At 62.3% G+C, this 19038-nt stretch carries 20 protein-coding genes and 1 other RNA gene; 7 read left to right on the top strand and 14 right to left on the bottom strand.

What is annotated here, in order from left to right:
• Nucleotides 1-14 precede the first annotated feature (14 nt).
• From AC5XE7_RS14185 to AC5XE7_RS14135, 11 genes are all read right to left on the bottom strand, one after another.
• On the bottom strand, nt 15-236 hold the full coding sequence (locus AC5XE7_RS14185; RefSeq protein ID WP_183831593.1) for a ribbon-helix-helix domain-containing protein: 222 nt from the start codon (nt 234-236) through the stop codon (nt 15-17).
• Nucleotides 237-404: 168 nt separating this feature from the next.
• Nucleotides 405-854, bottom strand: coding sequence for a PTS sugar transporter subunit IIA (locus AC5XE7_RS14180; RefSeq protein WP_495366551.1), 450 nt, complete (start codon nt 852-854; stop codon nt 405-407).
• A gap of 47 nt (nt 855-901) precedes the next feature.
• Nucleotides 902-1597 (bottom strand): response regulator transcription factor, encoded by a 696-nt coding sequence (locus AC5XE7_RS14175; RefSeq protein WP_495366552.1) that lies wholly within the window; start codon nt 1595-1597, stop codon nt 902-904.
• Nucleotides 1594-4299, bottom strand: a complete 2706-nt coding sequence (locus AC5XE7_RS14170; RefSeq protein WP_495366553.1) for a DUF4118 domain-containing protein — start codon at nt 4297-4299, stop codon at nt 1594-1596. Before AC5XE7_RS14170 ends, AC5XE7_RS14175 begins: the two co-directional genes overlap by 4 nt.
• Before the next feature lie 57 nt (nt 4300-4356).
• Nucleotides 4357-4929, bottom strand: a complete 573-nt coding sequence (gene kdpC / locus AC5XE7_RS14165) for a potassium-transporting ATPase subunit KdpC (RefSeq protein ID WP_495366554.1) — start codon at nt 4927-4929, stop codon at nt 4357-4359.
• A 75-nt stretch (nt 4930-5004) separates the two neighbouring features.
• Nucleotides 5005-7077: a potassium-transporting ATPase subunit KdpB gene (gene kdpB, locus AC5XE7_RS14160; RefSeq protein ID WP_495366555.1), complete on the bottom strand. Its 2073-nt coding sequence runs from the start codon at nt 7075-7077 to the stop codon at nt 5005-5007.
• 222 nt (nt 7078-7299) lie between these two features.
• Nucleotides 7300-8997 carry a potassium-transporting ATPase subunit KdpA gene (kdpA, locus tag AC5XE7_RS14155; protein ID WP_495366556.1) on the bottom strand — a complete coding sequence of 566 codons (1698 nt, stop codon included), beginning with the start codon at nt 8995-8997 and terminating at the stop codon, nt 7300-7302.
• 126 nt (nt 8998-9123) lie between these two features.
• Nucleotides 9124-9213 carry a potassium-transporting ATPase subunit F gene (locus AC5XE7_RS14150; protein WP_495366557.1) on the bottom strand — a complete coding sequence of 30 codons (90 nt, stop codon included), beginning with the start codon at nt 9211-9213 and terminating at the stop codon, nt 9124-9126.
• Nucleotides 9214-9931: 718 nt separating this feature from the next.
• Nucleotides 9932-10129, bottom strand: a complete 198-nt coding sequence (locus tag AC5XE7_RS14145; protein ID WP_495366558.1) for a DUF4169 family protein — start codon at nt 10127-10129, stop codon at nt 9932-9934.
• A gap of 13 nt (nt 10130-10142) precedes the next feature.
• Nucleotides 10143-10682: an SspB family protein gene (locus tag AC5XE7_RS14140; RefSeq protein WP_183831058.1), complete on the bottom strand. Its 540-nt coding sequence runs from the start codon at nt 10680-10682 to the stop codon at nt 10143-10145.
• Nucleotides 10683-10903: 221 nt separating this feature from the next.
• A complete protein-coding gene (locus AC5XE7_RS14135) occupies nt 10904-11557 on the bottom strand; it encodes a TetR/AcrR family transcriptional regulator (protein ID WP_495366559.1) in 654 nt (217 codons plus the stop codon).
• A gap of 163 nt (nt 11558-11720) precedes the next feature.
• Between AC5XE7_RS14135 and AC5XE7_RS14130 the strand changes: the two genes are divergently transcribed.
• The gene (locus AC5XE7_RS14130; RefSeq protein WP_495366560.1) at nt 11721-12932 is read left to right on the top strand and encodes a multidrug effflux MFS transporter; all 1212 of its coding nucleotides are present in this window, start codon (nt 11721-11723) and stop codon (nt 12930-12932) included.
• Between the two features lie 46 nt (nt 12933-12978).
• On the opposite strand, the gene AC5XE7_RS14125 is transcribed toward AC5XE7_RS14130, so the two are convergent.
• Together AC5XE7_RS14125 and ssrA are read right to left on the bottom strand one after the other, a co-directional pair.
• On the bottom strand, nt 12979-13527 hold the full coding sequence (locus tag AC5XE7_RS14125) for an AAA family ATPase (protein ID WP_495366590.1): 549 nt from the start codon (nt 13525-13527) through the stop codon (nt 12979-12981).
• 116 nt (nt 13528-13643) lie between these two features.
• Nucleotides 13644-13999, bottom strand: a transfer-messenger RNA (tmRNA) gene (gene ssrA, locus AC5XE7_RS14120).
• Nucleotides 14000-14162: 163 nt separating this feature from the next.
• Here ssrA and AC5XE7_RS14115 point away from each other — a divergent pair.
• Nucleotides 14163-14471 (top strand): DUF2853 family protein, encoded by a 309-nt coding sequence (locus AC5XE7_RS14115; RefSeq protein ID WP_239799098.1) that lies wholly within the window; start codon nt 14163-14165, stop codon nt 14469-14471.
• A gap of 298 nt (nt 14472-14769) precedes the next feature.
• Nucleotides 14770-15576, top strand: a complete 807-nt coding sequence (locus AC5XE7_RS14110) for a thymidylate synthase (RefSeq protein ID WP_495366561.1) — start codon at nt 14770-14772, stop codon at nt 15574-15576.
• 24 nt (nt 15577-15600) lie between these two features.
• Here the strand turns inward: AC5XE7_RS14110 and AC5XE7_RS14105 are convergent, their stop codons facing one another.
• A complete protein-coding gene (locus AC5XE7_RS14105; RefSeq protein ID WP_495366591.1) occupies nt 15601-15810 on the bottom strand; it encodes a TOBE domain-containing protein in 210 nt (69 codons plus the stop codon).
• 159 nt (nt 15811-15969) lie between these two features.
• On the opposite strand from AC5XE7_RS14105, the gene modA reads away from it, so the two are divergent.
• From modA to AC5XE7_RS14085, 4 genes are all read left to right on the top strand, one after another.
• A complete protein-coding gene (gene modA / locus AC5XE7_RS14100; protein ID WP_183831047.1) occupies nt 15970-16776 on the top strand; it encodes a molybdate ABC transporter substrate-binding protein in 807 nt (268 codons plus the stop codon).
• Nucleotides 16777-16791: 15 nt separating this feature from the next.
• Nucleotides 16792-17496 (top strand): molybdate ABC transporter permease subunit, encoded by a 705-nt coding sequence (modB, locus tag AC5XE7_RS14095; RefSeq protein ID WP_280197737.1) that lies wholly within the window; start codon nt 16792-16794, stop codon nt 17494-17496.
• A complete protein-coding gene (gene modC / locus AC5XE7_RS14090) occupies nt 17493-18590 on the top strand; it encodes a molybdenum ABC transporter ATP-binding protein (RefSeq protein WP_495366562.1) in 1098 nt (365 codons plus the stop codon). Before modB ends, modC begins: the two co-directional genes overlap by 4 nt.
• Nucleotides 18591-18692: 102 nt before the next feature.
• Complete coding sequence (locus AC5XE7_RS14085; RefSeq protein WP_183831040.1) at nt 18693-19034, top strand: winged helix-turn-helix domain-containing protein; 342 nt, start codon at nt 18693-18695, stop codon at nt 19032-19034.
• The last annotated feature ends 4 nt before the right edge of the window (nt 19035-19038 follow it).

The following is a 19038-nucleotide window of genomic DNA, read 5'->3' as shown; positions in this document are numbered from 1 at the left end:
CGGGATCGAACGTTTCAGTCCCGCCGGACCCTGACCCACTCCAGAACATGAAGGCGAAGGGCCGAAGACAGGTTCGATGCCTTGGGGCGTGTGGTGTCGATCTCGGCCACCAATGCGGCAAGCGTCATGCCGCGCGCGGCGGCGATGGCAACGAGGTCGTCATAGAACGGCTCTTCGAGCGAATAGCTCGTCCGGTGCCCGTTGATGGTGACGGAACGCTTCTTCACCAGACCCATATGCGTCCCTTCCTACCGCTTTCCTGAAGCAGGTTTGCTTTTCTGCGAATCGCAGAAGCACTACGGCAGTTTGTTTTGAAACAATTCCGAACGCAAAATCGCTTCGTGCTTGTGCGGGAATTGCCGCACAGGGTCGCGAATCCGGAGTTTTTCGCGTTCCGATCCACGTCAGGCGCTGTCCGCCAGCGTCGAAAAAGCTTCGGCTGGAGACTGGGCCCTTCGCAACAGCCCGAGGACCTGCTCATCGCGGGTCTTGCGTGCGACGGCAGCGAGGATCTTGAGGTACTCGCTGGTGCGTTCCCCTCCGGACAGCAGCAGGAAAACGATATCGACCGGAAGATCGTCCACGGCATCGAATTCGATCGGCTTTCTGAGAACCACAAAGGTGGCGAATGGTGCGTCGAGACCCGCGACAGGTGCGTGCGGAATGGCGACGCCATTCCCGATGCCGGTAGAGCCGAGTTTTTCGCGTCCCATCAGAGCAGTGTGGATCACATCCTCTTCAAGCTCGGTGCGCGCGGCGGCGTGGGCAGCCAGCGTTTTGATCAGGACGGCTTTTGTGGGGACGGACAGGTCGAGGATCACATCCTGTGGTGCGATGACGGATGACAGGTTCATGGGATTACTCACGTTGAAGGCACTCGCATGTTGGCAAGCGTGGCCGATCACAGCTCCGGTTCACGGAGGCGGTAGCCGACGCCTGTTTCGGTCAGGATGTATTGCGGCTGGTCGGGCGTTGCCTCGATCTTCTGCCGCAACTGGCGGACATAGACCCGCAGATACTGGACATCGGCCACGCCGCCCCACACCTGTTTCAGGATATGCTGATGGGTGATGACCTTGCCCGCGTGCTGCACGAGAACGCGCAGGATGTCGTATTCCCTGGGCGACAGTTTTACCTCCCTGTCCGCGACCCTGACGATCCGCTTCACCAGATCGACGCTCAGATCGCCTGCCTGGAATATCGGTCGTTCGCCGTGCTGCTGGAGCCTGTGCCGCAGAGCGACGCGGATGCGCGCCGCCAGTTCCCGCATGCCAAAGGGTTTGGTGAGGTAATCGTCGGCGCCCAGTTCAAGCGCTCTGACGATGCCCGTTTCATCGGTGCGGCTCGACAGGATGACGATCGGCAATTCGACCAGTTCGGACCGCCACCGCTCAAGCAAATCATGTCCCGACATGTCGGGCAGGCCCAGATCCAGCAGGATCAGGTCCGGCTTTTCGGAGGCGACAAGCGCAATGGCCTGCTCCGCATTGCTTGCTTCGACCATGGCATAGCCTTCCGCGGTCAATCCCACACGCAGAAGCTTGCGGATCGGCGGTTCGTCATCCACGACAAGTATCTTGACCGCTGTGGTGCTCATGGCCTGCCTTCCAAATTCGCTGGTTCCGGCCCGGTCGGGAACCGCACGGTGAAAATGGCACCGGATCGATCAAACCGATTGGCCGCCGTGATGGTTCCGCCCATCGCCTCGACAAATCCCCTGCAGATCGACAAGCCGAGCCCGGTGCCCGCCTGAACATGATCCTTCTTGCGGACACGATAGAAGCTGTCGAAAATCCGGGTGAGATCGTCCGGCGGAATGCCCGGCCCCTCATCGATGATCTGCAACATGACATGGGCATCCTGCGCCCACCCCCTGATCGAAATCAGCGATCCCGCTGGCGCATATTTGCGGGCATTGTCGAGCAGGTTGAACAGCACCTGCTCGAACAGGACCGGATCGAGCCGCACCATCGGCAGATCGGGCGGCACGGCAAGATCGGTCCGGTGGTGGACGAGGATTTTCTCGGCACGCCGCAACGCGCTTCCGACGCTGTCGCCGATGAACAGCGGCGTCAGCGAAACCGCCGCCGCTCCGGATTCCAGCCGGGTCATGTCGAGGAGATTGGCGATGAAGCGGTTCAACCGTTCCGCCTCGTCGACAATCGTTGCCAGCAGTTCGGTCCGGCCGGTTTCGGTGAGGGAGGTCGAATAGTCCCTCAGCGTGCCGGCAGATCCAAGTATCGACGCCAGAGGCGTCTTGAGATCGTGTGACAGCGAGGTCAGGAGCGCCGAGCGCAGCTTGTCCGCCTCGACGGCAAGGCGCGCATTGTCGACATCCGCCACCAGCTGGATCCGCTCGATGGCAAGCGCTGCCTGATCCGCAAGGGAATCGAACAGCCGTTGCTCGGCAGGCGCCAGCACCGGGCCCTGCTTGTCATTGTCCAGACCGATGACGCCGACCTGCGTTCGCGCCGTCTTCAGGGGCAGGTAGAGGCGTTTCGCCCCCGGCAGCGTATCCGCGCCGCGGCCCGCGGGCTTGTCATGCTCCCAGGCCCAGTGGGCGGCAGCGATATCCGCATCATCGAGCGTGTCGTCCGGCGGATAGCCTGCCTGAACCGCGATGCGGCCGTTCTCGGGCAGAAGCACGACCACCCTGACCTTCAGCATCGAAGCGATCTGATAGACGGTTGCCCACAGGACATCTTCCAGCGTGCCCGCGCCGGCGAGCTTCCGGCTGAACAGATAAAGCCCCTCGGTGGCTTTGGCGCGCTGACGCGCCGTCACGGCCTGCCGCTGGACCCGGCCCGCGAGATTGCTGGCGACAACCGCGACGCCGAGGAAAAACGCGAATGCGACGACACTTTCCGGATCGCCGATATCCAGCGTGTAGCGCGGTTCTAGGAAAAAGAAGTTGAAGACGAAGGCGCTCACCAGCGACGCGAACAATGCCGGCCACAGGCCGCCGCTCATGGCCGAGGCAAGAACCGCCATGAGGAAAACGAGCGCGATGTTGCGCACATCCAGAAAACGCGAGAGCGCCGTGCCGATGCCCAGCGCGATTGCGACGTAAAGCATGCTCCACAGATAGTGGCCGGGATCCGGGCGCCGTGCCGATCTTGTGCCCGCAGCCGCGGAACGTCGGGTTTCCTCGCCATTGCTGGTCGAGATCACGTGGACGCTCACATCCGTCCTGGCGCGAATGAGATCGTGCGACACGGAGCCTGCGAAAATCTCGCGCCAGCGCGGCGATGTGGGCATGCCGACGATCACGTGGGTGTAATTGTTTGCGGCGGCGTAGGCCAAAATCTCCTGGGCGACGTTCTCGCCCGACAAAGTGACCGCTTCCGCCCCCAGTTGCTCGGCAAGCCGCAGCGCACTGGCGATCTTGTCCTTTTGCGCCTCGGAGAGGCGGGCATCCTTGCTGGTCTCCACATGAACGGCTGCCCATGGCGCGCGCAAACGATCGGCCTGCCGGCGCCCATAGCGTACGAGCGCGGTGGCGCCCGGACGTTCGCTGATACACACGAGCACACGCTCTCCGGCCGACCACGGGCCCGCGATGGCGTGCGCCTGCATATGGGTGACGAGCTGGTCGTCGACGCGCTGCGCGGTGAGCCGCAAAGCGAGTTCGCGCAGCGCCGTCAGGTTGCTCGGTGAAAAGTAGTTCTGCGTCGCACGCTTCGCGGTCCCTGGCAGATAGACCTTGCCTTCGTTCAGGCGTTTGATCAGGTCGCCCGGCGTGATGTCGATGATCTCGATGTCGTCGGCCCGGTCGATGATCGAATCCGGAACTGTCTCGCGCACCCGGATGCGCGTGATCTGGGCGACGACGTCGTTGAGGCTCTCGACATGCTGGATATTGAGCGTGCTGTAGACGGCGATGCCGTTGGCGAGCAGTTCCTCGACATCGAGATAGCGCTTGGGATGGCGGCTGCCCGGAGCATTGGTGTGGGCGAGCTCGTCCACCAGCACCAGCGCCGGCTTGCGCGCGAGGATGGCATCGATGTCCATCTCGTCGAGCACATGCCCCCGATAAGCGACGTGGCGGCGCGGAACGACCTCGAAGCCTTCGACCAGAGCCCCGGTTTCGGCCCGCCCATGTGTCTCGACCACGCCGATGACGACGTCGATGCCTTCCGCCAGCCGGGCGCGGCCCGACATCAGCATCTCATACGTCTTGCCCACGCCAGGCGCCGCCCCAAGAAAGATCTTGAGATGGCCGCGCGATTCACGCTCGGCGCTTTCCAGCAACGCGTCCGGCGATGGCCGGTTCTGCTCTCGTATGGGATCGTCAGGCACGCATGGGCTCCGGATCAACGGTCAGGATGCCTATTATAGCCGTCCTGACAACTTCGTTCAGCGCAGATTGGCGTCGTCAAGCGCCAGGTTCAGCATGAGAACGTTGACCACGGGTTCACCCATGAAGCCAAGCATCCGCGGCTCCACATGGCGCTCGACCAGTCCACGCACGGCGGCCTCGTCGGCGCCCCGCGCTTTGGCGACACGGCCGACCTGAAAGTAGGCCGCCTCCGGCGAGATGTGCGGGTCAAGACCACTGCCCGAGGTCGTCACGAGATCCATGGGAACCGGCTGATTGCCGTTCGCGGCGCGTTGAGCCTGTGTATCGGCGGCCACGCGATCGCGAAGCGCCTGGCTGGTGGGGCCGTAGTTCGAGCCGCCGGATGCGCCGGCGTCATAGCCATCAGAGCCGGCCGCCGACGGACGCGGCTGAAAATAGCGTTCGCCGGCGAACTGCTGGCCGATCAGTTCGGAGCCAACGACCGTGCCGTTGCGCTCGATGAGGCTGCCATTGGCCTGGAAGGGCAGGAGTGCCTGCGCGATCCCGGTGATGCCGAGCGGATAGAGAAGCCCGGTGATGATTGTGAAGGCCATGATCATGAAAATCGCAGGCCGGATTTGATTGAGCATCTTGTTTGTCCCGAATGATCCGCCGCTGAACAACAGCAAGGATGCGGAATGATTGCCTGTTTTGCGGGGCCCGCCTCAGGCGAGGCCCGCGGCGGTGATCGCCATGTCGATGAGCTTGATGCCGGCGAAGGGGACGAGGATGCCACCCAGTCCGTAGATCAGGAGATTGCGGGACAGCAGCGAGCCCGCGCCGATCGCACGGTAATTGACGCCTTTCAGCGACAAGGGGATCAGCGCCACGATGATGAGGGCGTTGAAGATGATCGCCGACAGGATCGCGCTTTGTGGCGAAGCGAGGCCCATGACGTTGAGCGCGCCGAGCTGCGGATAGAAGACGAGGAACATCGCCGGGATGATCGCGAAATATTTCGCGATATCGTTGGCGATCGAGAACGTCGTCAGGGCGCCGCGCGTCATCAGCAACTGCTTGCCGATCTCGACGATCTCGATGAGCTTCGTCGGATCGCTGTCGAGATCCACCATGTTGCCGGCCTCGCGGGCGGCGACCGTTCCGGTGTTCATGGCCACGCCGACATCCGCCTGGGCAAGCGCCGGGGCGTCGTTGGTGCCGTCGCCGCACATGGCGACCAGCTTGCCCTTGGCCTGTTCCTCGCGGATCAGCGCCAGCTTGTTCTCCGGCGTCGCCTGCGCCAGGAAGTCGTCGACGCCGGCTTCCGCCGCGATCGCGGCGGCCGTCATCGGGTTGTCGCCGGTGATCATCACCGTGCGAATGCCCATGCGGCGCAACTCGGAGAACCGTTCCCTGATGCCGCCCTTGACGATGTCCTTCAGATGGATGACCCCGAGCAGGTGGCCATCCTTCACCACGGCAAGGGGCGTGCCGCCCGCCCTGGCGATTTCGTCGGAAATACCCTTCAGTTCGCGGACGCTTTCAGCCGAAGCACGCGCGCTGCCGGTCGCGACCGTGGCAAGCTCCACATGCTTGAGAACCGCATCGACCGCGCCCTTGCGGATCGACGTGCCGTCAACGTCGACACCGCTCATGCGCGTCTGCGCCGTGAAGGGCACGAAGGTTGCGTTCAGGCTCGCCATGTCGCGTGCGCGAATGCCGTATCTTTCCTTGGCGAGCACGACGATCGAGCGGCCTTCGGGCGTCTCGTCGGCCAGCGATGCGAGTTGCGCCGCATCGGCCAGATCCTTCTCGGTGACGCCCCGTACGGGCCGGAATTCGCTGGCCTGACGGTTGCCGAGCGTGATGGTGCCGGTCTTGTCGAGCAGCAGCGTGTCGACGTCGCCGGCGGCCTCGACCGCGCGGCCGGACATGGCTAGGACGTTGAAGCGGACCAGCCGGTCCATGCCGGCAATGCCGATAGCCGAAAGCAGCGCGCCGATCGTGGTCGGGATCAGCGTGACGAACAGGGCCACCAGCACGATCACCGGAACCATACCCCCGGAATAGGTCGCAAAGCTCGGAATGGTGACGACCGCGAGCACGAAAATCAGCGTCATGCCGGCAAGCAGGATGTTGAGCGCGATCTCGTTCGGTGTCTTCTGGCGCTCGGCGCCCTCCACAAGAGCGATCATCTTGTCGATGAAGGTCGAACCGGCAGCCGCGGTGATGCGGACCTTGATCCAGTCGGACAGCACCTGCGTGCCGCCGGTGACGGCGGAGCGGTCGCCGCCAGACTCGCGGATGACCGGTGCGGATTCGCCGGTGATGGCGGCTTCATTGACGGAGGCGACGCCTTCGATCACCTCGCCGTCCGAAGGGATGATCTCGCCGGCGGAAACCAGAACGAGGTCGCCGACCTTCAGGCTGGTGCCCGGAACCGACTCGACTTCCAGGCCCTCGGCATCCACGAGGCGCCGCGCCTCGGTTTCGCTGCGCGTGCGCCGCAGCGAGTCCGCCTGAGCCTTGCCGCGCCCTTCGGCCACGGCCTCGGCGAAATTGGCGAACAACACCGTGAACCACAGCCACAGCACGATCTGCAGCGAGAAGCCGACATTCTCGGCCCCCGTCACGATGTCCCTGAGCAGCAGCACGGTCGTCAGGAGAGACACCACCGCGACGACGAACATCACCGGATTGCGGGCGAGGCTCTTCGGGTTCAGTTTTCGAAATGCGTCGCCGATTGCCGGGACAAGGATGCGAGCGTCCAGCATGCTCGCGGATTTGGACTGGTTCATGAGAAACTCCAGCGCGTTTGTTCTTGGGGGCCAACCGCTCGGTCACGCCGCCGCGAGCAATTCAGGGATAAGCTTTGCAGCGAGCGCCACGCCTGCAGCACCTGCGCGCTGCCGAAAATGACGTGGTGCCTTCGGCTGTCCGGCCGGCCCCGCTCCGGAAACGGGAGCGGGGGTTCACGACATATCCGATCGGTCTCAGCCATCTGGCCGCTGCCACGGTTCTCAGAAGGTCTGGCCGGCCAGCATGGCGAAGTGCTCGACGATCGGGCCAAGCGCCAGTACGGGGAAGAAGGTCAGGCCGCCGACGATGAGCGTCACGCCGACGACAAGGCCGATGAACAGCGGCCCCGTGGTCGGCAGCGTGCCCGTGGAAGCCGGCACGCTCTTCTTGGCGGCCAGCGAACCCGCAATGGCCAGCACCGGCACGATGAGCAAAAACCTTCCCATCAGCATCGCGAGCCCGATGGCGATGTTGTAGAAGGGCGTGTTGGCGCTCAGGCCCGCAAATGCGCTGCCATTGTTGTTGGCGCCCGAGGTGAAGGCGTACAGAACCTCGCTCAATCCGTGCGGACCGGGGTCCTGGATGCTGGACAGGCCAGCAGGAACCACGACGGCGATCGCGGTCAGCGCCAGAATGGCAAGCGAGGGCCCGAGCATCGCAAGGATGCTCATCTTCACCTCGCGGGCCTCGATCTTCTTGCCGATATATTCCGGCGTACGGCCCACCATCAGGCCGGCGATGAAGACGGCCAGGATTGCGAAGATCAGGATGCCGTAAACGCCGGCGCCGATGCCGCCGAGCGGCGGGATCTGCATGTTGAAGAGGGGCACCAGGCCGCCGAGTGGCATGAGGCTGTCGTGCATGGTGTTGACCGCGCCGGTCGAGGCCGAAGTCGTCACGACGGCGAAGAGCGAGGACAGCGCGATGCCGAACCGCGTCTCCTTGCCCTCCACGTTCCCGCCTTCGAGGCCAAGCGCATGGAGGATCGGATTGCCGGCGGCTTCGGCCCAATAGACGACCCCGATGCCAGCCACCACGATGGTGAGAACTGCACCAAGCAGCGCCCAGCCCTGCTTCTGATTGCCGACCATGCGGCCGAACACGTTCAGCATCGCGAAGGAGATCGAATAGATCGCCAGAATGTGGATCAGGTTGGTCAGCGCCGTCGGGTTCTCGAACGGATGGGCCGAGTTGGCGTTGAAGAAGCCGCCCCCATTCGTGCCCAGATGCTTGATGATCATCTGCGACGCGACCGGCCCTTGCGCGATCGTCTGCCGGGCGCCTTCCACCGTCGTGGCAACGGTGTAGGGGTTGAGGTTCTGCGGCACGCCCTGCCACACCAGAACCAGACTGCCGACGATGCAGATCGGCAACAGGATATAGAGCGTGCTGCGGGTCAGATCGACCCAGAAGTTACCGACGGTCCTGGCGGAGGCGCGCGAAAAGCCGCGGATGATCGCCATGGCGCCGGCCATGCCGACCGCTGCCGACACGAAGTTCTGCACCGTGATGCCGGCCATCTGAGTCAGGTAGCTCATGGTGGTTTCGCCGCCATAGCCCTGCCAGTTGGTGTTGGTCATGAAGCTGACCGCCGTGTTGAACGAGGAGTCGGCGCTGACCGGCTCCATCCCGGCCGGGTTGAAGGGCAGTCCGCCCTGTATGCGCTGCAAGAGATAGAGAAGCGCAAAGCCCGCCAGATTAAAGAGCAGCATGGCCGCCATATAGGTCGTCCAGTGCTGTTCCTCCTTCTCGCTCGTTCCCGCAATGCGGTACAGGCCGCGCTCGACGGGGCCGAAAATGGTCGAGAGGATCGTGCGCTCACCAGTCATGACGCGCGTGATGTATCCACCAAGCGGCTTCACCAGCGCGATTGCGATCCCGAGAAAGACCAGAATCTGTATCCATCCGTTTATTGTCATCGATCGTTGCTTTCCGAGCTTTTGCCCTGACAGGAGCAGCGGGCGTTCAGACGAACGCCGCTCCAGCCCCCAAATCCTGACCGCATTCATGCAATGTCAGACGACCAGGTCTGACTGCGAAGTGCTCTAGAATCGCTCCGGGCGAGCGAGGGCATAGAGCAGATATGCGGTCACGCAGGCGGCAACTGCCGCACCCAGGAAATATTCCACGGTCATCGGTGAATTCTCCCGATCAAAGCTTTTCGCAGACTTTGATGTAGCCAAACATCAGCGCGAAAAATCCAAACCCTATTGCCAGCACAAGAATATCCATTGCTCCCGCCTCGGGATTTTCTGTTGATACCAATGGCGGGCAGGACGCGCGTCCTTGCCTTCCACAGCTTCAATTCATCCAGCGCTCACAGGCGCAGGCACGTGTGCCGGAGGAGGAATTTCGGGCAATATGGACGTGAACCGCATATAGGTTCGAGAGAGGACAAGGCCTCGAATAATAGGAATCTGATAAAGATTCCGGCGCCACGCATAAGCATTCCATAAAGATGGCGCCGTTTGCGACCAGAACCCCCTGCACATTCAAATGCACAGCCCGCCGAGGCGGGCGCGCGGCAATCAATTTGGGGGCTTTGGTGATTGTCGTCCGGCTCGGCCATGCGAGGCGGGAAGGACCGTTAGGCCAGGCCAGCGCGTTGTGACTTCTCCGTCATCTGCAATGCGGGCCGGAAGCAATTCCGGGCTGGATCGAGCGCTACGGAAACCCGGCCGCACACCGAGGCGAATGCCGCCTCAATCGGTCGGTCCGCTATGGCCGATGCTCTGGCTTGATTGGGAAATCCGTGCCACGAGCGTAGCGAAACCCGAGATGGGTTCCTCAGGAGAGGGTCTGAGGGGTGGGCATGATCCATATCCATGCCTGCCGTCGTAATGTCGATCCGGCTCAATCCTCTTCGGAGGGGCGCACGGGCTTCAGGAAATGCCCGTCCAGCAGTATGCGGGATTTTTCTTCCGCTTTGCGGTCGCGTTCCCGCTCCGCTTTGGTTCGGCCGTGCAGGGCCCGGTTCTGCGCGGCGGCAAGTTCCTTGTCGTCCCGCGCCTTCCGCTTGCGGGTCTGGCGCAGGTTGACGATCTCGCCCATCGGGAAACCCTGCTTATTTCTTGCGGAATGCGTCGAGCGAAACGACTTCGGCGCCCTTCGCGGGGGCAGGCTCTTCTTCCGCCTCGTTCTTTTTCGCTTCCGCGGCCTTCTTCGCGGCTGCCGGCTTCACCTTGGCAGGGGCAGGGGCGGGCTTCTCTTCCTGCTCCTGTTCCGGCCCGGAAGCTTCTGCCGGCTCGGTGCGGACGTCGAATTCAAGCTCAAAATTCACTGAAGGGTCGTAGAAACCGCGCACGGCGGAGAACGGAATTTCCAGCTTCTCGGGAATATCGGAGAAGGAAAGCCCGACCTCGAAGCCGCTGTCCGTGACCTTCAGGTCCCAGTACTGGAACTGGATCACGATGGTCATCTGTTCGGGATAGCGCTCGCGCAGGCGGCTCGAAATGCGAACACCCGGCGCGCCGGTCAGGAAGGTGATGAAGAAGTGATGGTTTCCCGGCAGACCCGTGCGTGCAACCTCGGCCAGAACCTTGCGCATCACACCACGCAGGGCTTCCTGAGCCAGGATGTCGTATCTGATATGGTCGTCGGCCATGAGCATTTCCGTTGAATCGTCGCAGTAGCTGTAATCAAGCTTGGCGACCACGTAAACCGGGATATGGGCTACCTGACCAAGATGAGCAAGGTAAGGATGTGTTTAGCCACTATCCTTGCGCGCAGGCCCTTCCTGTTACACGTGAAGGGTGCGGTTGGGTTGCATTCCGGTTCTGGGGAAAACCGGCCGGATTTGAGTCAGTTTTTGCTGATGGCATCGCTTCAGGCCGGCTGGCGGACACCGAAGGCACGCAGGAAGGTGCGCACGCCATTGGCCGAGGCGGCCCTGACTTCCTCCTCCGAGGGCGTTTCTCCGATCAGCAGGGTGAGTTGAAGATCGGCATTGGCAAGGGAGAGGAACTGGCGCGCGGCAAGGTCCGGATCGTCGATGACCAGCAGACCGGCATGGGCCAGCCGCGCGAAGCGCGCTGCAAGCGCGGCCATTGTGCGCCGGGGGCCTTCCTCGCGCCAGTCGGCAAACAGGGAAGGGCAGCGCTCGCTTTCAGCCTGAATCAGCCTGCGCAGGAATTTTCCCTCCCTGTTGCAGATGCAGTTGAGGTTCATCCGCATTGCGAAGTCGGTCAGGTCCGTTTCCAGATCGCCGGGATGATCGGGAAAGGTGCCGAGCGTGGCAAAGACGACCGCGTTGGAGCGCTCCGTCATGTCCCGAACGACAGCCCGGAACAGCCCATCCTTGTCGCCGTGGTGATTGTACACCGTCTGTCGCGAAACGCCGGCTTCGGCGGCGATGAGATCGATGTTCGCCCCTGCAAAGCCCTCCCGGCAAAACACTTCAGCAGCCGCCTCAAGAATGAAGCTGCGCTTGGCGGCGTGGCCGCGTGGCGGGAGCGTGTCAGGAACGATCAATGGTTTCATAAAAAATCATATATCACTGATTGACTATTTAGGCAAACGAGTCTAAATATTTTTCATATCGAATATAAAGATCGGCGTCTTGTCTCTCAGGCATGGCCTGACGATCTTTCCGTGGGTTGCGCCGTTCCTCACCCGGCGCGCCCGCCAAACGAAAGAGCCAGAAATGCCTGCAAAATTCTACCGCATCGCGGTGGTGCTCGGCCTGCTGTCGGCCATCGGTCCCTTCGCCATCGACATGTATCTGCCTGCACTTCCCACCATCGGTGAAGATCTCGGCGCCAGCACCGCCGCGGTGCAGATGAGCCTGCTGATCTTCTTTCTCGCAACGGCGGTCGGCCAGCTTGCCGTCGGGCCGATCTCGGACATGGCAGGTCGCAAGGCCCCGCTTTATGCGGGGCTTTTCCTTTTCATGATCGGCGGGGTGGGGGCGGCGCTTTCACCCAGCGTGGAATGGCTGATTGCCTTCCGTTTCATTCAGGGGCTTGGCGGCTGCGCCAGCATGGTCATACCGCGAGCCGTGGTGCGCGATCTGCACACGGGTGTCGAAGCCGCAAAATTGATGTCGCTCCTGATGCTTGTGTTCTCGATCTCGCCGATCCTGGCGCCGCTGACCGGGTCCTTCATCATCGACGCCTTCGGCTGGAGGGCGGTGTTCTGGGTGGTGACGGGCGCGGCTCTCGTAGCCTGCCTGTTGCTTGCCACCTCCATCGAGGAAACGCGACCTCCGGCAGCGCGCGTCGGCAGTTCGCTGCGCACATCGCTCGCCGGCTACCGCTATCTGCTTGGTGACCGCAAGTTTCTCGGCCTCGTCGGCCCGGGCGGCTTCGCGATCTCGTCCTTCTTCGTCTACCTGTCGAGTTCGTCCTTCATCCTCATCGATCACTACGGGCTCTCGCCGCATCTCTACAGCGTCTACTTTTCCCTCAATGCGGTGTCGTTCTTCGCCATGTCGCAACTGACGGGCACACTTGCGCAGCGCTTTGGGCTGGCACGGGTGGTGCGGGTCGCGGTGGCGGGATATGCCGCCACGATGCTGGTGCTTCTGGCGCTGATGGCATCCGGCGCCGATCAGCTCTGGGTTCTGGCAGCGATGCTGTTCATTGGTTACGGCTTTGTCGGACTGGTCATTCCCTCGACCTCCGTTCTGGCCATGGACGACCATGGCGCGATAGCCGGAACGGCTTCGGCGCTGATGGGCACGCTTCAGTTCGGCATCGGTGCCGTGGCGATGGCGGGGGCCGGCATTTTCTTCGACGGCACGCCCCTGCCGATGGTGGCAGCCATCGCCGTATGCGCGATCATCGCCTTCGTGCTGGCACAGGTGACGCTGGGGATGAAGCGTGCGCCGAAGGCGGTTAGCGCTCCGGCGGAGTAAGCCGGACCGGAGCGGACATGAGAGGGGCCGGTTCGCCGGCCCTTTTTCATGCCGAAGTTTCACAGAGGATGAAGCGCACCCGCTCTTCCACCGAACAAAGGGGAAGCGGCAACAGATCGTAGCCCAGTTCGGTGTAAATCTTTTTCATTGCCTCGCATGTGCGCTCCGCCTCATCGGCCGATTGCCTGCGCTCCGCATCCTGCCCGAATATATCGGGCCAGAAAGGCGCGATGAATATCTTGCGATGGTACCGAAGGGTTTCTGCTGCTTTCATCATGTGAGCAGGCACCGGGAGGCCGGTCAGCCGCAGATAGCCGATTGTGTCGGGAATGCCCCGGTCGAAAAACAGCGTTCCTGATCTTTGCCCTGCCTCTTCATAGGAGCGCATGTCCCATGACAGCATCAGCTCGGCGTACAGGGCCGGATCGCGCCATGGCAGGGCAGGGCCGTCCACCGCCTGCTGGGCGCGGATGATGTTGCGCCCGGCCTCCGGCATGGCGGCATGGCCCGACTCACGCAGCGCGTCGAGCAGGGTCGTCTTGCCCGAACCCGGCCCTCCGGTGATGACGATGAAGCGGCTGGCATCCATGATGATGCTCCCTTTGTATGCGGGCTGAAATGAGGAAACGGCACGGCGCGGCTCACGGCACGGACCAAAAGGTCGTCGCGCGGACACGGCATGCTGCTGAAGAGATGAAAAAAGGGGAGAGAAGTGGAGGTTTCTGTTGCCAGGTACCTCCGAACCCCGCCTGAAGGTGCGAACCCTCAGGAGTTTATTTGAAGCTATCGCACCGCATTACGCAGCGAGACGTGCTTCCGCATAGTTGTCGTTTGCAACTACTGAGTTAGCCCGATGACGGTGGTACAATGCCGGGCAAAAGTACGATCTTTACACCTTCGTCGATCCTGTTTCGCCCCCAGCAAAAGCTGTCCGTCACGACAGTTTTTGGTGGAGGCGCCGGGTACCGCCCCCGGGTCCGAACGGCTTATTACATCGCCCATTTATCGCCATAGTCGGTCAAGCCGACAGGCCGAATATAGGCACTCTTCAGGGCAAATGGAAGAGATGTCCGGTTGCAATTATCGGCTGTGGCGGAGGCTGCTTTAACTTGACTTGGCAGGGCAATTTCTTGCAGGCTCGCAAACGGTACGGGATCTCGTCCGGCGACAGGTTGTATCGGCAGATCGTCCGTGAATTGCAGGGGACATAAACTCCGATGAGGGCTATCCATGAGTGACTATCTCGCCGACGTGCAGAAATACGACGCCAAGGCTGACGAGGCCGTGGTGAACAAGATCGTGAAGCATCTGGGCATCGCCCTGCGCAATCGCGATTCTTCGCTGGTTTCGGCCACCGACCAGAAGGAACTGGACCGCGTTCGTGACAGCTGGGGCGTCAAGAAGCTGGGCGTTGACGCTGCCGCAGCGGAGGCCGCCGTCGCCACCGTGGCGAAGACCATGGCGGGTGACCGTTCGAAGGGACGCGTGACCTTCTATTATCTGGTAGCAAAGGAACTCGGTAAGCTCGATTCGCTCTGAGATCTTTCTTCCGCTGGTGCCGGACGGGGTTCCGAACGGCATATCGATGCGGATTTCACGATTTAAAGCCCGGTCGCGGAAAACGTGATCGGGCTTTTGCCAATCCCGGCTGTGGATGAACAAGGCTTGCGCATCTGTGCTCCGGGCGCGTCTGCGTCTATAGTGCAGCCGAAGCATCGGACCGAAAACCGGACTCCTGTTTTCGGCTGTTCCGGTGCCCTGTCTATAATTCAGATCGTTGCTGTGCGTGCGGGTGCGCACATGGAGATCTGGCCAGAAAATCTTCGGAACGGAGCCTATGCGGCAATATCTCGACCTTCTGAGCCACGTTCTTGAAACCGGCGTCGATCGCGGCGACCGCACCGGCACCGGCACGCGTTCGGTTTTCGGCTATCAGATGCGCTTCGATCTGGCGCAGGGCTTTCCCGTCACCACGACCAAGAAGCTGCATCTGAAATCGATCATCCACGAGCTTCTGTGGTTTCTGGCCGGCGACACCAACATCAAATACCTCAACGACAACGGGGTAACGATCTGGGACGAATGGGCCGACGAGGACGGCAATCTGGGCCCGGTCTATGGCCGTCAGTGGCGTTCCTGGCCGACGTTGAATGAAAACGGGTCGGCAGGGGAGATCGACCAGATCGCCAATCTGCTGATCGAGTTGCGCCGCAATCCGCAATCGCGGCGGCTGATCGTGTCGGCGTGGAACCCGGCGCAGGTGGACACCATGGCGCTGCCGCCCTGCCACTGCCTGTTCCAGTTCTATGTCGCCGAAGGACGGTTGTCCTGCCAGCTCTACCAGCGTTCCGCCGATATTTTCCTCGGCGTGCCCTTCAACATCGCCTCCTATGCGCTGCTGACGATGATGATCGCGCAGGTGACGGGCCTGAAGCCGGGCGAATTCATCCACACGCTGGGCGATGCGCACCTTTACGCCAATCATTTCGATCAGGCGCGCGAACAGCTGTCACGCGAGCCGAAGCCGCTGCCCACCATGTGGATCAATCCGGCGGTGGACGATCTGTTTGCCTTCCGCTTCGAGGATTTCCGGCTGGAAAACTACGTGGCGGATCCGAGCATCAGGGCGCCCATCGCGGTCTGAATTCGACGCGCGCACGCGCCGGGGTCAGTCGACAGCGACCATCACGTCGGACGCCTTGACCACGGCATAAGCTTCCACGCCTTCGCGCAGCTTCAGCTCGTCGACCGCTTCATTGGTGATGGATGCGGTGATGATCGCGCCACCGCCGATCTCGATGCGCACATGGGCCGTGGTGGCGCCCTTCGACACCTCGACGATTTTGCCCCTGATCTGGTTTCTGGCGCTGATCTTCATCGTGTGATCCCTTCTTTTCATCGTCTAATCCGGCTTCAGTGAAGCACGGTTGCATGTGGAGCGCAAAAGGCTTCCCTTGTTATATTCGTCCGTATATATCGGTTGTGACGCTGCACAGGGCGGCAAGAGCTTGAAGACAATCTGACAGGGAGAGGCTGAATGATCAGAATCAACAAAACCGGCTTGAAGGCACTGATGACCGCGGGCGCGCTTTCGGCGCTGCTGGTCGCACCCGTTTCCACCGCGCAGGCAGATGACAATCAGCTCGTCGTTTTCGCCGCCGCCAGCCTGAAGAACGCGCTCGACGGCATCAACACGGCCTGCGAGGCCGACGTCGGCGAGACGGCGAAGATCTCCTATGCGTCCTCTTCGGCGCTGGCCAAGCAGATCGAGGAAGGCGCGCCGGCGGACGTGTTCATCTCCGCCGATCTCGACTGGATGAAATATCTCTCCGACAAGAACCTGATCAAGACCGACACCGAGGAACGGCTGCTGGGCAACCGCATCGTGCTGGTGGCGCCTGCGGATTCGTCCGCTGAAGCCAATCTTGAGAAGGGTTTTGACCTTGCCGGCCTGATTGGCGATGGCAAGCTCGCCATGGGCGACGTCAAGGCCGTGCCGGCCGGTAAATACGGCAAGGCGGCGCTTGAGGCGCTCGATATCTGGGGATCGGTCGAGGGCAAGATCGCGCAGGCCGAGAATGTGCGTGCTGCGCTGAAGCTGGTGGCCACCGGCGAAGCGGCGGCCGGCATCGTCTACGCCACCGACGCGGTTGCCGAGCCGGGGGTGAAGGTCATTGCGACGTTCCCGGAAGAAACCCATGCGCCGATCATCTACCCGGTCGCGCAGACCGCCGATTCCAAGGATGCCGAAGTGCCGGCCTTCCTGAAGTGCCTGCACACGGACAAGGCGCGCAAGCTGTTCGAGGAACAGGGCTTCACGGTGCTTGCACCGGCCGCGAACTGAGCCTGAACGCAGATCATGAACTGGTTGCTGGACCTGACCCCGGATGAATGGACGGCGGTCAGGCTCTCTATCAAGGTGGCGACGGTGGCGATGCTCGCCTCCGTGCCGCCGGGCATACTGATCGCATATCTGCTGGCAAGGGGCCGCTTCTGGGGCAAGTCCGTGCTCAACGGGCTTGTTCATCTGCCGCTGGTGCTGCCGCCGGTGGTGACGGGCTATCTGCTTTTGCTCGCCTTCGGGCGGCGCGGGCCGGTCGGCGCGTTTCTGGCCGAACATTTCGGCATCGTGTTTTCCTTTCGCTGGACGGGTGCGGCGCTGGCCTGCGCGGTGATGGGCTTTCCGCTGATGGTGCGCGCGATACGGCTTTCCATCGAATCGGTGGATCGCAAGCTGGAAGCGGCGGCCGGGACGTTGGGGGCCAGCCCGTTGTGGGTGTTCTCAACCGTAACGCTGCCGCTGATCCTGCCCGGCATCATCGCCGGCGCCATACTGGCCTTCGCCAAGGCCATGGGCGAATTCGGCGCAACAATCACCTTCGTTTCCAATATTCCCGGCGAAACCCAGACCCTGCCGTCGGCCATCTACACCTTCACGCAGGTGCCGGGCGGGGACGAGGGCGCGCTTCGGCTGACGCTCATCAGCATCATCATTTCTATGCTGGCGCTGATCGCCTCGGAAATGATGGCACGCCGGCTTGGCAAGCGGATGGATGTGGAATGACGGTCTCGGTCGATATTCGCCATCGGCAGGGTGACTTCAATGTCGAGGCCCGGTTCGAGGGCGCGGGCAGGCTGACGGCGCTGTTCGGTCCCTCCGGGTCGGGCAAGAGCACGCTTATCAACCTGATTGCAGGCCTGATCCGCCCCAATGAGGGGCGCATCGAGGTGGATGGCAAGGTTCTGGTCGACACCAGGGCTGGTGTCTACGTGCCGCGCCACAAGCGCCGTATCGGCATGGTGTTTCAGGACGCGCGGCTGTTTCCTCACATGAGCGTGCGCTCCAACCTGCTCTATGGGCGCTGGTTCACGCCGGCTGCCGAGCGCTACATGGAGATGGGCGCGATCGTCGATCTTCTCGGCATCGGCGCCCTGCTGGATCGCAAGCCATCGAATCTTTCCGGCGGCGAGAAGCAGCGTGTCGCCATCGGGCGGGCCTTGCTGTCCAGTCCCCGGCTGTTGCTGATGGACGAACCGCTGGCGGCGCTTGACGAGGCGCGCAAGGGCGAAATCCTGCCCTATATCGAGCGCCTTCGCGACGAGATGAAAATCCCCATCGTCTATGTCAGCCATTCGGTGGCGGAGGTGGCGCGTCTGGCGAGCGACGTGGTGGTTCTGGCGCAGGGCATGGTGGCCGCTTCCGGGCCGGTCACGGAAATCCTGCAGCGGCTGGACCTTTTGCCGGCATCCGAGCGCGGCGAGGGCGGATCGCTGGTCGAGACGGTGGTGCAACGTCACGACGATGCGTTTTCCATGTCGGTGCTGAGTTCCGCTGCCGGCGAAATTCACATTCCGCGCATAGATGTTGCCGTCGGCCAGCCGGTGCGTCTGCGCATTCGTGCCCGCGACGTGATGATCGCGACGGAACGCCCGAAGGGCCTCAGTGCGCTGAACATTCTTGCGGGCCGCATTGACGGTATCGCCGATGGGGCAGGTGGCGAGCGGGAGGTGCGGATCGACTGCAACGGCGTGTCCGTTCTGTCGCGGATCACCGAACAGTCGCGGCAGGCGCTGGCGCTCGCGCCCGGCCTGCCGGTGTATGCAGTGGTCAAGACGGTGAGCTTCGACACCGTCAATGCCGGCGTGGCAGCCAGATAAGACAATGACGTGAACGCCGGCACTATCGCTATTCCATTTTGGAATAGCGATAGTCTCTGCAAGGCGCTATGTGTACGGGAGACCGTTTTGCGGGAACAGAAGATGCCGTCACTGACATTGCGGATAAACCTCGATCCTGATGGGCGTATCGGACCCGGCAAGATCGAGCTTCTGGAACATATCGCGTCCTTCGGCTCGATTTCGGCCGCCTCGCGCGCCATGCAGATGTCCTACAAGCATGCATGGGATCTGGTGGAGGACATGAACCGGGTGTTCGGAAAACCGCTGGTCAGTGCGCAGACGGGCGGCAAGCGCGGCGGCGGCGCTCAGCTCACACCCGTGGGGCTCGCCGTGGTGAGCCGCTACCGGGCGATCGAGCGCGCAGCGGCCGTTGCCGCACAGGATCACATGATGGCGCTTCAGGCTGAGATCGACGCTGGATGATCCG

It is taken from the genome of Aquamicrobium sp. YD-1-mutant5 (assembly GCF_059509755.1).
This window is presented reverse-complemented; position numbering and strand designations above follow the sequence as displayed.

What these genes read in the sequence shown, in the direction of transcription:
- AC5XE7_RS14180 (WP_495366551.1), bottom strand. Translation starts at nt 854, where the DNA reads ATGAACCTGTCATCCGTCATCGCACCACAGGATGTGATCCTCGACCTG.
- AC5XE7_RS14130 (WP_495366560.1), top strand. Translation starts at nt 11,721, where the DNA reads ATGCCTGCAAAATTCTACCGCATCGCGGTGGTGCTCGGCCTGCTGTCG.
- modA (WP_183831047.1), top strand. Translation starts at nt 15,970, where the DNA reads ATGATCAGAATCAACAAAACCGGCTTGAAGGCACTGATGACCGCGGGC.
- AC5XE7_RS14150 (WP_495366557.1), bottom strand. Translation starts at nt 9,213, where the DNA reads ATGACCGTGGAATATTTCCTGGGTGCGGCAGTTGCCGCCTGCGTGACC.
- AC5XE7_RS14115 (WP_239799098.1), top strand. Translation starts at nt 14,163, where the DNA reads ATGAGTGACTATCTCGCCGACGTGCAGAAATACGACGCCAAGGCTGAC.
- modB (WP_280197737.1), top strand. Translation starts at nt 16,792, where the DNA reads ATGAACTGGTTGCTGGACCTGACCCCGGATGAATGGACGGCGGTCAGG.
- AC5XE7_RS14105 (WP_495366591.1), bottom strand. Translation starts at nt 15,810, where the DNA reads ATGAAGATCAGCGCCAGAAACCAGATCAGGGGCAAAATCGTCGAGGTG.
- kdpB (WP_495366555.1), bottom strand. Translation starts at nt 7,077, where the DNA reads ATGAACCAGTCCAAATCCGCGAGCATGCTGGACGCTCGCATCCTTGTC.
- AC5XE7_RS14185 (WP_183831593.1), bottom strand. Translation starts at nt 236, where the DNA reads ATGGGTCTGGTGAAGAAGCGTTCCGTCACCATCAACGGGCACCGGACG.
- kdpC (WP_495366554.1), bottom strand. Translation starts at nt 4,929, where the DNA reads ATGCTCAATCAAATCCGGCCTGCGATTTTCATGATCATGGCCTTCACA.
- modC (WP_495366562.1), top strand. Translation starts at nt 17,493, where the DNA reads ATGACGGTCTCGGTCGATATTCGCCATCGGCAGGGTGACTTCAATGTC.
- AC5XE7_RS14110 (WP_495366561.1), top strand. Translation starts at nt 14,770, where the DNA reads ATGCGGCAATATCTCGACCTTCTGAGCCACGTTCTTGAAACCGGCGTC.
- AC5XE7_RS14175 (WP_495366552.1), bottom strand. Translation starts at nt 1,597, where the DNA reads ATGAGCACCACAGCGGTCAAGATACTTGTCGTGGATGACGAACCGCCG.
- AC5XE7_RS14135 (WP_495366559.1), bottom strand. Translation starts at nt 11,557, where the DNA reads ATGAAACCATTGATCGTTCCTGACACGCTCCCGCCACGCGGCCACGCC.
- AC5XE7_RS14085 (WP_183831040.1), top strand. Translation starts at nt 18,693, where the DNA reads ATGCCGTCACTGACATTGCGGATAAACCTCGATCCTGATGGGCGTATC.
- AC5XE7_RS14145 (WP_495366558.1), bottom strand. Translation starts at nt 10,129, where the DNA reads ATGGGCGAGATCGTCAACCTGCGCCAGACCCGCAAGCGGAAGGCGCGG.
- AC5XE7_RS14140 (WP_183831058.1), bottom strand. Translation starts at nt 10,682, where the DNA reads ATGGCCGACGACCATATCAGATACGACATCCTGGCTCAGGAAGCCCTG.
- kdpA (WP_495366556.1), bottom strand. Translation starts at nt 8,997, where the DNA reads ATGACAATAAACGGATGGATACAGATTCTGGTCTTTCTCGGGATCGCA.